8 protein-coding genes and 3 tRNA genes are annotated in these 12,561 nt (G+C 62.9%); 4 read left to right on the top strand and 7 right to left on the bottom strand.

Annotated elements, in window-relative coordinates; translation table 11 throughout:
- The first annotated feature begins 60 nt into the window (after positions 1 to 60).
- Entirely contained in the window at positions 61 to 1,362 is a 1,302-nt protein-coding gene (locus AC3IYG_RS18525; RefSeq protein WP_489310906.1) for an NAD(P)/FAD-dependent oxidoreductase, read from the top strand.
- A 372-nt stretch (positions 1,363 to 1,734) separates the two neighbouring features.
- On the opposite strand, the gene AC3IYG_RS18530 is transcribed toward AC3IYG_RS18525, so the two are convergent.
- The 3 genes from AC3IYG_RS18530 to AC3IYG_RS18540 all read right to left on the bottom strand — a co-directional run bounded on the left by AC3IYG_RS18530 (position 1,735) and on the right by AC3IYG_RS18540 (position 1,978).
- A tRNA-Lys gene (locus tag AC3IYG_RS18530) sits at positions 1,735 to 1,810 on the bottom strand.
- 5 nt (positions 1,811 to 1,815) lie between these two features.
- Positions 1,816 to 1,892: transfer RNA gene (locus tag AC3IYG_RS18535), tRNA-Pro, on the bottom strand.
- Between the two features lie 10 nt (positions 1,893 to 1,902).
- Positions 1,903 to 1,978: transfer RNA gene (locus AC3IYG_RS18540), tRNA-Asn, on the bottom strand.
- Positions 1,979 to 2,186: 208 nt separating this feature from the next.
- Here AC3IYG_RS18540 and AC3IYG_RS18545 point away from each other — a divergent pair.
- On the top strand, positions 2,187 to 4,538 hold the full coding sequence (locus AC3IYG_RS18545) for a DUF1631 domain-containing protein (RefSeq protein ID WP_489310908.1): 2,352 nt from the start codon (positions 2,187 to 2,189) through the stop codon (positions 4,536 to 4,538).
- Between the two features lie 9 nt (positions 4,539 to 4,547).
- Positions 4,548 to 4,880: a PilZ domain-containing protein gene (locus AC3IYG_RS18550; protein ID WP_489310910.1), complete on the top strand. Its 333-nt coding sequence runs from the start codon at positions 4,548 to 4,550 to the stop codon at positions 4,878 to 4,880.
- 103 nt (positions 4,881 to 4,983) lie between these two features.
- Here AC3IYG_RS18550 and clpB read toward each other — a convergent pair whose 3' ends face one another.
- The 3 genes from clpB to rluD all read right to left on the bottom strand — a co-directional run bounded on the left by clpB (position 4,984) and on the right by rluD (position 9,466).
- Complete coding sequence (gene clpB / locus AC3IYG_RS18555; protein WP_489310912.1) at positions 4,984 to 7,548, bottom strand: ATP-dependent chaperone ClpB; 2,565 nt, start codon at positions 7,546 to 7,548, stop codon at positions 4,984 to 4,986.
- Positions 7,549 to 7,753: 205 nt separating this feature from the next.
- On the bottom strand, positions 7,754 to 8,491 hold the full coding sequence (gene pgeF, locus AC3IYG_RS18560; protein ID WP_489310914.1) for a peptidoglycan editing factor PgeF: 738 nt from the start codon (positions 8,489 to 8,491) through the stop codon (positions 7,754 to 7,756).
- Complete coding sequence (gene rluD / locus AC3IYG_RS18565) at positions 8,492 to 9,466, bottom strand: 23S rRNA pseudouridine(1911/1915/1917) synthase RluD (protein WP_489310916.1); 975 nt, start codon at positions 9,464 to 9,466, stop codon at positions 8,492 to 8,494. It abuts the gene before it with no gap.
- A gap of 145 nt (positions 9,467 to 9,611) precedes the next feature.
- Between rluD and AC3IYG_RS18570 the strand changes: the two genes are divergently transcribed.
- Positions 9,612 to 10,628 (top strand): outer membrane protein assembly factor BamD, encoded by a 1,017-nt coding sequence (locus tag AC3IYG_RS18570; protein WP_489310918.1) that lies wholly within the window; start codon positions 9,612 to 9,614, stop codon positions 10,626 to 10,628.
- 164 nt (positions 10,629 to 10,792) lie between these two features.
- On the opposite strand, the gene AC3IYG_RS18575 is transcribed toward AC3IYG_RS18570, so the two are convergent.
- Positions 10,793 to 12,424 carry an NAD+ synthase gene (locus tag AC3IYG_RS18575; protein ID WP_489310920.1) on the bottom strand — a complete coding sequence of 544 codons (1,632 nt, stop codon included), beginning with the start codon at positions 12,422 to 12,424 and terminating at the stop codon, positions 10,793 to 10,795.
- Positions 12,425 to 12,561 lie beyond the last annotated feature (137 nt).

Here is a 12,561-nt window from a genome sequence, read left to right on the forward strand (position 1 = left end):
GCCTCGCGCTCGCCTATCCGGCCACCTCCCGAATTCCTAAAAGCCTTGTGAGATATCACCATGTCCCATCGTATTGTCATTGTCGGCGGCGGCGCCGGCGGCCTGGAGCTTGCCACCCGCCTGGGTAAAACCCTGGGTAAACGCGGCCAGGCCAAGGTCGTACTGGTAGACGCCAACCTGACCCATATCTGGAAGCCGCTGCTGCACGAAGTGGCCGCCGGCTCGCTCAACTCCTCGGAAGACGAGCTGAACTATGTCGCCCAGGCCAAATGGAACCACTTCGAGTTTCAGCTCGGGCGCATGGCCGGGCTCGATCGCGCGCGCAAGAGCATCCAGCTGGCCGCCACCCTCGACGAGCAGGGCGAAACCCTGATGCCTGCACGCACCCTGAGCTACGACAGCCTGGTCATCGCCGTGGGCAGCACCACCAACGATTTCGGCACCCCGGGCGCCGCCGAGCACTGCCTGTTCCTCGATACCCGCGAGCAGGCCGAACGCTTCCACCGCCAACTGCTCAGCCACTACCTGCGCGCCCACGCCAACCAGAGCGACTCGACCGAACAAATCAGCGTGGCCATTGTGGGTGCAGGCGCCACGGGCGTCGAACTGGCCGCCGAACTGCACCACGCCGCCCACGAACTGGCGGCCTATGGCCTGGACCGCATCCAGCCGGAAAACATGCGCATCACCCTGATCGAGGCCGGCCCACGGGTGCTGCCAGCCCTGCCCGAGCGTATCGGCCAGCCCGTGCACAAGACCCTGGAAAAGCTCGGCGTCACCGTGCTGACCAATGCCTCCGTCAGCGAAGTGAGCCGCGAAGGCTTGAAGACGGCTCAGGGCCAGACCATCAACGCCAGCCTCAAAGTCTGGGCCGCCGGCATTCGCGCCCCGGACTTCCTGCAAGACCTGGACGGCCTGGAAAGCAACCGCATCAATCAATTGCAGGTTCGGCCGACCCTGCAAACCACGCGCGACGACAATATCTTCGCCTTCGGCGATTGCGCCGCCTGCCCGCAACCGGGCGGCGATGGCCGCAACGTCCCGCCACGGGCGCAAGCGGCGCACCAGCAGGCCACGCTGCTGGCCAAGTCCCTGAAGCTACGGATTGAAGGTCAGGCACTACCGGAGTACCACTACCGCGATTACGGCTCGCTGATTTCCCTGGCGAGTTTCTCGGCGGTCGGCAACCTGATGGGTAACCTCACCGGCAGCGTGATGCTCGAAGGCTGGCTGGCGCGGATGTTCTATCTCTCGCTGTACCGCATGCACCAGATGGCGCTGTACGGCGTTTTCCGCACCCTGACACTGATGCTCAGCAGCCGCATCGGTCGCAGCACCGAACCACGCCTGAAGCTGCACTGAAGCCCTTGCCGGGGCACCGCAGGCTGGGTTTCGACGCAACTACCCGGCCTGCGGGATCAGCCGGACGGAAAGCGCATGCGGCTAGCCGTTCAGACCGAACGCTCTATCCGCTTACTGGATTCCCGCCTTCGCGGGAATGACAAGCTCGAGGGAGGGGCTTGCCTTACACCGTTATCCTCGCGAACGCGGGGGCCCACAGGGCCCTGCAAGCAGCGCAGGCGGGCAATCTGGCTATGATCCGCGTGCTGCAACAGCAGACGCAGACAGCGCAAAAACAAAAAAGGCGCCCCGAAGGGCGCCTTTTTCGTCGGCTACGATGTGATTAGCATCTCGCCTTAAGATTCAACCCTTCGTTACAGCAAGGGCAGAAAATGGTGGGTCGTGTGGGATTCGAACCTACGACCAATTGGTTAAAAGCCAACTGCTCTACCAACTGAGCTAACGACCCATAAATGGTCGGGGTAAGGGGATTCGAACTCCTGACATCCTGCTCCCAAAGCAGGCGCGCTACCGGACTGCGCTATACCCCGATTGAAAGATTGGCTCCGCGACCAGGACTCGAACCTGGGACCCAATGATTAACAGTCATTTGCTCTACCGACTGAGCTATCGCGGAACTACTAGCCTTCATCTCTGCTACGGCTTAGGTGTTATCCGTTTCCCGTATCAGAGGCGCGCCATTTTACGGTTCTAGCCGACGCTGTCAACCCCTTAAATAGCTTTTAAGACAATGCTTTGCAGCTGCGTGACGGACTGCTATATCTTTCTCTAAGAACTCATCGCAGCAGGATGCACCAGCCGCCCGGCTTAAACTAGGACAGTCCATGAGCAACCAGGACACACCACCCAACCCCCCAAAAACGTTCCAGACATTGGCCAGCCGTGGCATACAGCCGCGCTTTGGCGAGCTGGTGCAAGGGTGCCGCAAGCTCGCCATGAACCGCTTGGCAGAGCATCTCTCGGGGGTCTTCGGCCAGGTCGACGACACTCTTTTCGAGTGCGCGGAGAAAGCTGAAAACAATCAGGTGCAGACGCTGTTCTTCGACAACATGCGTGAAATCCGTCGGCAGCGCCCGCAAATCGAGCGTGCCTACCACCAGCGCGTGGCACAGAATTTCTCGGGCTTCCTCGATGGCACGCAGAAAACCCAGGTGGAGCCCGAAGAACTGAAGGCCGAACAACTGACGTTGATACAGAACGAGGATTACGAAGAAAGCCTGCAAGTCACCAACATGGTCAGCCGTGTCAAAGCGCGCTGCGCTCAAGCGCTATTCGCCCTGGAGCAACGCCTGGCCGTGTTGAACAACGGCCAGAAGCTCGGTGAAGACAGCAACCCTTTTGGCCCCCAGGCCATCGCCCAGGCCTTTCGTGAGGCGCTGGCGCCCTGCCCCTTCCCGCCGCAGATCAAAACCGTCCTCTACATGCTGTTCGATCGCCACGTCATGCAAAGCCTCGACCGACTCTACGAGGCGATGAATCAACGGTTGATCGAAGCCGGCGTTTTACCCAACCTCAAATACAGCGCGCAACGTGCAGCCAGCAGCACGCGCCCGCAGCCCTCGACACCGACCGAGCAGAATGCCGAGGCGACCCCAGCGGGCACCCGGGCACGCGACGGCTCGGCCGCGACCACTGTCGGCGGTGGCGGACCCGCAGCAGCCGCGCCAGTCGACCTGGGCGGCACAGCGCCGAGCGACCCCGCCGCCCTCTTCAGTGGCCTGGCGGCCCTGCTCGGCGAACGCCGCCAGCACGACGCAAACGCCCCCCTGCCAGGCGGCACCCGCAGTATCGCCAGCTTCGCCCCGCGCGGCGCAACACGCACCTACAGTGCCAATGAGCTGCTGGACGCCCTCAATCGCCTGCAACAACAGTCGGCCCACGATCTGTCGCAACGGCTGCAACGACCGCAACAGGTGGACGAACTCAAGGGCGATCTGCAGCAACAGCTGGAAACCCACAGCAGCCAGCCCGGCCAACAGAAGCTTTCCGACCAGGAAGCCGATGTCATCGACCTGGTCGGTATGCTGTTCGACTTCATCCTCGACGACGACAACCTGCCGGACAACTGCAAGACCGCCCTCTCCCACCTGCACACGCCTTACCTGAAGGTCGCCCTGCAGGACAAAGCCCTGTTCACCCAGCACCACCATCCGGCCCGACGCCTGCTCAACGCCATGGCCCAGGCCGGTGTGCTGTATGGCGGCGAGGGCAACGAGCGGGGCCTGCTGGCGAAAGTGCAGTGGGTGGTCGAGCGGGTGATTCATGGTTTCACCGGCGATCTGCAACTGTTCGAGAACCTGCTCGAAGAATTCAACGAATACGCCAGCAACCTCCAACACAAGGTCGAACTGCGCGAACGGCGCGCCGTGGAGGCCGCCAAAGGCCGCGACAAGCTGCTCGGCGCCCGCCAGCAAGCCGTCGAAGTCATCGCCCGCACCCTCGCCGGACGCGAGCCGCCGGCCCTGATCCGCAACTTCCTCGAACTGACCTGGACGGACACCCTGGTCTTCGTGCAACTGCGCCATGGTGAGCGCAGCGCCGAATGGCAACGCGCCAGTGAAGTCGCCGAACAGCTGGCCTGGAGTGGCACCCCGCTGAATGCCGAGGGCCGCCAGCGCCTGCAAGGGTTGCGCGTAGCCCTGCTGAACGATCTGGGCAAAGGCCTGGAGCTGCTCGGCGGTTATCACGAAGACGGTATCCGCCGCCTGCTGCAAGACATAGTCGCCTGCCAGCATGCGGTGCAGGCGAAACAACCGCAGGTCGCCGCACGGCTCGCACCCAACCTGCCGGAAAGCCCGCTCGGCGCCATGCTCGGCGAGGACGCCGCGCTCGCCAACAGCGCGCCACGCGCATCCGGCCTGTCGCCACGCGCCCAGTTGCTGGCCAAGGAACTGGGGCAGATCGAGTTCGGCACCTGGTTTGAATTCGTCGAGGGCGAACAGGTTCGCACTCTCAAGCTTTCCTGGTTCAGCCCGACCACGCATAACTATATGTTCGTCGATCACAGCGGCCAGCGCGTGGCGATCAAGCCGCTCACGCTGCTGGCCAGCGAAATGGAGCAAGGCTTGGCCCGCATCGTCCCCCATGATCGCGGCACACCCCTGGTGGACCGCGCCCTCACCGCCATCTACCGCGTGCTGCAGCGCTTCACCGGCCGCACGGCAGAGCCCACTTAAGGAGCCGTAATGGAAGATCGTCGTCAGCACAGCCGTCACACCACCGAGCTGCAGCTGGAAGTCTTCGACCTGAATACCGAAGAGCGCCTGGGCCGGGTGGTCGACCTCTCTGCCGACGGCTTCATGCTGTTCAGCGACAGCCCACAGGTTGCCGACTCCCTGCTCGAATGTCGGCTGGTCGCGGCGCACGCGGTCGAGGGGGTCAGCGAGGTAAGACTGGGCGCCGACTGCCTGTGGAGCCGCCCCGGCGCAGATGGCCAGCATTGCTGGGCGGGCTTTCATATCATCGACCTGGCGGAAGATCAGGCCGTAGCTCTGGACGTGCTGCTGCGACACCTGTGAATGCCGGCTCCCTGCCTGCTTAGAGGCATGCGCGCCGACCAAGCTTCAATACACACAAAGCCCGGCAAACGCCGGGCTTTGTGTGTATGTCTGGGCAACAGCCTTAGGCAAAGACGATCTCGTCACCTTCAACCGTACCCGTGACCGTCACCCCGGGAGCGAACTTGCCGGCCAGGATCAGTTGCGCCAGCGGGTTCTCGATCCAACGCTGGATCGCGCGCTTCAACGGCCGCGCGCCATACACCGGGTCGTAGCCAATGGCGATCAGCTTATCCAGGGCCTCACTGCTCAGCTGCAGATCGAGCTCACGCTCAACCAGACGCTTACGCAAGCGGCCCAGCTGAATTTCGGCAATACCGGCGATCTGCTCCCGCGCCAGCGGCTCGAACACCACCACCTCATCGATCCGGTTGACGAACTCCGGCCGGAAATGCGTACTCACCGCATCCATCACCGCCGCCCGTTGCGCCTCGGGATCACCGACCAGCTCCTGGATCTGCGCCGACCCCAGGTTCGACGTCATCACGATCACCGTATTGCGAAAATCCACGGTGCGCCCGTGACTGTCGGTCAGGCGACCATCTTCCAGCACCTGCAGGAGCACGTTGAAGACATCCGGATGGGCCTTCTCCACCTCATCCAGCAGCACCACGGAGTAGGGTTTGCGGCGCACCGCCTCGGTCAGGTAACCGCCCTCCTCGTAACCCACATAACCCGGTGGCGCACCGATCAAGCGGGCAACCGAGTGTTTCTCCATGAACTCGGACATGTCGATCCGCACCAGCGCCTCTTCGGTATCGAAGAGGAACTCGGCCAGCGCCTTGCACAGCTCGGTCTTGCCGACCCCGGTAGGGCCGAGGAAGAGGAATGAACCACTCGGCCGATTCGGGTCGGACAGCCCGGCGCGCGAGCGCCGTACCGCATTGGCCACCGCCACCACGGCCTCGTTCTGGCCGATCACCCGCTGATGCAACAAGCCTTCCATCTTCAGCAGCTTGTCGCGCTCGCCTTCGAGCATCTTCGACACCGGGATGCCAGTCCACTTGGACACCACCTCGGCGATTTCTTCCTCGGTGACCTTACTGCGCAGCAGCTGGTTTTCCGTCTTGCCGTGTTGATCGACCATCTGCAGGCTGCGCTCGAGGTCGGGAATGATGCTGTACTGCAACTTCGCCATCTGTTCCAGATCGCTCTTGCGCCGCGCCGCCTCCAGCTCCTGACGGGCCTGCTCGATCTGCTGCTGGATCTGCGCCGAGCCTTGGACTTCAGCCTTCTCCGACTTCCAGATCTCTTCCAGGTCGGCGTACTCGCGCTCCAGCCGGGCGATTTCTTCCTTCAGCTTTTCCAAACGCTTGAGGGTCGCCTCATCGTCTTCCTTCTTCAACGCTTCGCGCTCGACCTTCAGCTGGATCAGCCGACGCTCCAGGCGATCCAGCACTTCCGGCTTGGAGTCGATCTCCATGCGAATCCGGCTGGCCGCTTCATCGATCAGGTCGATGGCCTTGTCCGGCAATTGGCGGTCGGTGATGTAGCGGTGGCTCAACTTCGCCGCCGCGATAATTGCGCCGTCGGTAATCGCCACCCGGTGGTGCACCTCGTAGCGCTCCTTGAGACCACGCAGAATGGCAATGGTGTCCTCTTCGGTGGGCTCGTTGACCAACACTTTCTGGAAACGCCGCTCGAGGGCCGCATCCTTTTCAATGTATTGGCGGTACTCATTCAGCGTGGTGGCGCCGATGCAGTGCAACTCGCCACGCGCCAGCGAGGGCTTGAGCATGTTGCCGGCGTCCATCGCCCCTTCGGCCTTGCCCGCGCCGACCATGGTGTGCAGCTCGTCGATAAACAGAATGATCCGGCCTTCCTGCTTGGACAGCTCATTGAGCACCGCTTTCAAGCGTTCCTCGAATTCGCCACGGAACTTGGCGCCGGCGATCAGCGAGCCCATGTCGAGCGAAAGCAGGCGCTTGTCTTTCAGCCCATCCGGCACTTCGCCGTTGACGATCCGTTGTGCCAGCCCTTCGGCGATCGCGGTTTTGCCGACGCCCGGCTCACCGATCAATACCGGGTTGTTCTTGGTTCGCCGCTGCAGCACCTGGATGGTGCGGCGAATCTCATCGTCGCGGCCGATGACCGGGTCGAGCTTGCCGTCTTCGGCACGCTTGGTCAGGTCGACGGTGTATTTATCCAGCGCCTGGCGCGACTCTTCGACGTTAGGGTCATTCACCGCATCGCCACCGCGCAGGTTGCTGACGGCGTTTTCCAGGGCCTTCTTGCTCACACCCTGGCCAAGCAAGAGCTTGCCGAGCTTGGTGTTATCGTCCAGCGCGGCGAGCAGCACCAGCTCACTGGAGATGAATTGATCACCCTTCTGCTGCGACAGGCGATCCGCCTGGTTGAGCAGGCGCGCCAGATCCTGCGACAGGTTCACATCGCCAGTCGGGCTCTGGATTTTCGGCAGCTGGTCGAGCGACTGGGTCAGCGCCTGGCGCAGGCTGTTGACATCGAAGCCAACCTGCATCAGCAGCGGCTTGATCGAGCCACCCTGCTGTTCGAGCAACGCCTGCATCAGGTGCAACGGCTCGATCGCCGAGTGATCAAGGCCGACCGCAATGGACTGGGCATCGGACAACGCCAATTGCAACTTGCTGGTTAAACGGTCAATTCGCATGGATTCATCCTTCCTTTAAAAGAGCAGGCCGGCGCGATGAGCGTGCCTCTGATGAAAGCCTGCCGAGATACCAGAGTAGATGAGGCCGATTGTGCGGGATTCAAGGTAAGGCGGATTGACGAGGATCAATCCCAGACTGGGCGCAAGCAGCGTTTTGCCGAAACCCGGCAAGCAACGGCTGGGCTTCGTCAGCAGGCGGACCGGTTCAGGGCGCCAGCCAGACCAACGAGGCGAAACGGCCGGTGCGCGGATTGCGCCGGTAGGAATAGAAGCGCGGGTCGCTGACCGTGCAGAAACCGCCGCCATACACGGCGGTGACGCCACGGGCCGCCAGCCGCACGCGTGCCAAGGCATAGATATCCGCCATGAAGCGCCCGGCATTGTGGCTCGGCAGGAACGCCGCCGCGGCTAGCGGATGCAGCGCAATGAAAGCCTCGCGCACCTCCGCCCCGACTTCGAAGGCTTGTGGGCCAATCGCCGGCCCCAGCCATACCAGCACCTCGTCGGCCGGCAGCGCCAGCGTATCCAGTGTGGCCTCCAGCACCCCGCCGACCAACCCACGCCAACCGGCATGCGCCGCTGCCACACGGCTACCGGCGCGGTCGCAAAACAGGGCAGGCAGACAATCGGCGGTCATCGCCGTACAGGCGATGCCCGGCGTGCTCGTCCAATTGGCGTCGGCCTCAACCACCAGGCGCGGATCAGCCGGCGCCACGGCAATCCCGTGCACCTGGCGCAACCAGGCAGGTTGACAGCCCAGTTGCGCAGTCAGGCGCTGACGGTTTTGCGCGACGGCGGCGGGCTCATCCTCGACGTGATCGCCGAGATTGAAGGTATCGAAAGGAGCACGGCTGACGCCACCGGCGCGGGTGGTGACACAGGCCTTGACCCGCGCCGGGGCAGGCCAATCCGGCGTCAGCCAGTCACTCGCCCGGTCGTTCATTCAGCCGACAAAGGCTTCGCGATCCTGACGCAGCAGCGTCAAGAGCCAGTTGAAGTCATCCGGCAACGGCGACTCCCACTTCATGCGCTGGCCGGTGACCGGGTGATCCAGCTCCAGGAAGCGCGCGTGCAGGGCTTGGCGGGGGAAATCCTTCAGCGCTTGAACCATGGTCGGGCTCGCGGCCGGCGGAATACGGAAACGTCCGCCGTAGGCCGGGTCGCCGACCAGCGGGAAGTTCACGTGGGCCATGTGCACACGGATTTGGTGGGTGCGGCCGGTTTCCAGCTTGACCCGGGCGTGGGTGTGCGAGCGGAAGCGCTCGAGCACGCGGTAATGACTGATGGCTTGCTTGCCGCCTTCCATCACGGCCATGCGCTGGCGCTGCTGACCATGCCGACCGATCGGCGCGTCGATCTTGCCGCCAGCGGTGATCACGCCGATCACGATGCACTCGTAGATCCGGCTGACCGAACGCTTTTGCAGTTGATCGACCAGGTTGGTCTGCGCCTGCAGGGTCTTGGCCACCACCATCAGCCCGGTGGTGTCTTTGTCCAGGCGATGGACGATGCCGGCGCGCGGCACGTTGATGATCTCCGGGATATGGTGCAGCAGCGCGTTCAGCAGCGTGCCGTCCTGATGCCCGGCCGCCGGGTGCACGACCAGGCCTGCCGGCTTGTTGATCACCAGTAGGTGCTCGTCTTCGTAGACGATATCCAGTTCGATGTCCTGAGCAATCCATTCGCCCTGGGCTTCCTGCTCGGCCGCCAACTGCAGCACGCTGCCGCCATGCACGATATCCCGCGGACGCAGCACCGCACCGTCGACCGTCAGGCAGCCGTCTTTGATCCAGGCGGATAGGCGCGAACGCGAGTGCTCGGAGAAGAGTTGTGCGGCCACTTGATCGAGACGTTGCCCGCCCAGTTCGGACGGCACCTCGGCGCGCATTTCAATCGCTTGTGTATTAATTGGGGGCATGCTCGGTAACAGCGCGGCGTAGCCTTTGGTTTCAGCTACGCGCTTGTGGTTAAATACGGCGTCTTTGTCCCGGGGTACCGGGGCGCCCATCATAACAGGACGGCTCTGCCCAAGACAGCCAGCCGTCACAGGGACGCAAGCCGCCATGCAAGTGAAACACCTGCTGCTGATCGCCATCCTCGCACTCAACGTTGCTTGTTCTTCCAATGATGTTGTCGATGAGAACCTGAGTGAGACCGAGCTGTACCAGCAGGCACAGGCCGATCTGGACAATAAAAGTTACACCAGCGCAGTCAACAAGCTGAAAGCACTCGAGTCGCGCTACCCGTTCGGGCGCTATGCCGAGCAGGCGCAACTGGAGCTGATCTACGCCTACTACAAGAATATGGAGCCGGAGGCCGCCAAGTCCGCCGCCGAGCGCTTTATCCGCCTGCACCCGCAGCACGCCAACGTCGACTACGCCTACTACCTGAAGGGCCTGGCCGCCTTCGACCAAGACCGCGGCCTGCTGGCGCGCTTCCTGCCGCTGGACATGACCAAGCGCGACCCGGGCGCTGCGCGCGACTCCTTCAACGAGTTCGCCCAACTCACCAGCCGCTACCCCAACAGCCGTTACTCGCCGGACGCCAAGCAGCGCATGATCTACCTGCGCAACCTGCTGGCCGCCTATGAAGTGCACGTCGGCCATTACTACCTGAAACGTCAGGCCTATGTCGCCGCCGCCAACCGTGGCCGCTATGTGGTCGAAAACTTCCAGGAAACCCCGGCCGTCGGCGATGGCCTGGCGATCATGACCGAGGCCTACCAGCGCCTGGCCCTGAACGACCTGGCAACGACCAGCCTGGAAACCCTGAAACTGAACTACCCGGATCACCCGAGCCTGGTCGACGGCCAGTTCGTCCCGCTGGAAGACGAAGCCGATAATCGCTCCTGGTTGAGCAAAGCCACCCTCGGTCTGATCGAAAGCGATGCCCCCCTGCCACCGGGCGAAACCCGCGCCAGCCAGGACGTGATCAAGCAATACGAAGATGCCGAGGAAGAAATCCCGGACGAACTGCAGCCGGAAAACCAGAGCAGCGAAGTGGAAGAAGAACGCGAAGCGGAAGGCAACAATGACGACCGCTCGTGGTTCAGCTACATGACCTTCGGCGTCTTCGATTGAAGTAACCGAAGTAAAAAAGGGAGGCCATTGGCCTCCCTTTTTTGTTTTGCTTTATCCGTAGGGTGGGTTAGCCGTAGGCGTAACCCACCAGCAGCCGGTACGTGGCGTTGCCTGGCGGCAGCGGTGGCGGGTTACGCCGCTGAGCGGCTAACCCCCCTACAAAACTAGTCGCCAAGCCGCCAGCCCGAGGTGATCGGATAACGTCGATCGCGACCGAAACCGCGCTGGGTCACCCGCACACCCACCGCCGCCTGCCGGCGCTTGTACTCGTTGAGATCGACCAGGCGCAGCACCCGCTTGACCGTGTCCTCATCGAAACCCTCGGCAATGATGGCATTGGCCGACAGGTCGTACTCGACGTACAACTTCAAGATCTCGTCGAGCACCGGATAAGGCGGCAGCGAGTCCTCGTCCTTCTGATCGGGCGCCAGTTCGGCGGACGGCGGGCGGTCGATCACCCGCTGCGGGATCACCGCACCCAGCGTGTTGCGGTATTCGCAGAGACGGAACACCAAGGTCTTGGGCACATCCTTGAGTACATCGAAACCGCCGGCCATGTCGCCATAGAGGGTCGCGTAACCCACCGCCATCTCGCTCTTGTTGCCCGTGGTCAGCACCAGGTAGCCCTTCTTGTTCGAAATCGCCATCAGCAGGGTGCCGCGGCAGCGGGCCTGCAGGTTCTCTTCGGTGGTGTCGCGCGCCAGCCCCTCGAAGACCGGCGCCAACGTGCCCATAAAGGCCTCGACCATTGGCGCTATCGGCAGCACGCGGTAAGTCACCGCCAGCGCTTTGGCTTCGGCTTCGGCATCCTCCAGGCTGATTTGCGCGGTGTAGCGATACGGCATCATCACCGCCTCGACCCGTTCGGCGCCGAGGGCATCGACCGCCACGGCCAGGGTCAACGCCGAGTCGATACCGCCGGACAAGCCAAGGATCACGCCCTTGAAGCCATTTTTCTGCACATAGTCACGCACGCCCGTGACCAGCGCCTGATAGACACTGGCTTCAAGCTCCGGCAGCGGCGCACAACTGGCGGGCCGCGGCGTCACCAGCTCGCCATCGAAAGCCAGGTCAACCGGATACAGGCCTTCGCTGAAGGCCGGCGCGCGCTGGCTGATCTGCCCATCGGCGCCCATGACGCAGCTGCCGCCGTCGAACACCAATTCATCCTGCCCGCCAACCTGGTTGACATAGACAATCGGCATGCCGCCTTCGACTGCCCGCTCGGCCAGCACTTCTTCACGCTCGCGCTGCTTGTCCAGATGGAAAGGCGAGGCGTTCAGGCTGAGCATCAGCTTGGCGCCGGCCGCCCGCGCCTGCGCGACCGGTTCGGTAAACCAGATGTCCTCGCAGATCGTCAGCGCCAGCGGGATGCCCTTGATCTCCAGCACGCAGACCTCGTTACCGGGGACGAAATAGCGCTTCTCGTCGAACACCCGATAATTTGGCAGCTTCTGCTTGTAGTAAGTCGCCAGCAACTCGCCGTCGGCGATGGCCGCGCAGGCGTTGTAGCGCAGCTCGCCCTCCAGCCAGGGGTAGCCGACCACCAGATAGATACCGCGCACCTCATCCTTCAGACGTTGCAGGCCTTGCTCGATCCGGCGCTGCATGCTCGAACGCAGCAGCAAGTCTTCCGGCGGATAGCCGCACAGCGCCAGCTCCGGGAACACGATGACATCCGCTTGCCACTGATCGCGGGCACTGCAGGCGGCCTCGATGAGGCGTTCGACATTGCCGTGCACATCACCCACTCGCAGATTCAGTTGGGCCATTACGACCCGCAGGGTTTGGCTCATCATGGCCTCCACAGATAAAGTTGCACGCACCCCTCATCCAGTGGACAAGTGCACGCTACAGATCTGTCATTCTCCCGCATCGGCACTAGCGGAAACAACGCACAGCATACGACTTGGCAGCTGTGCTGGCGCGTCGT

This window comes from Pseudomonas sp. KH_027 (assembly GCF_057838565.1).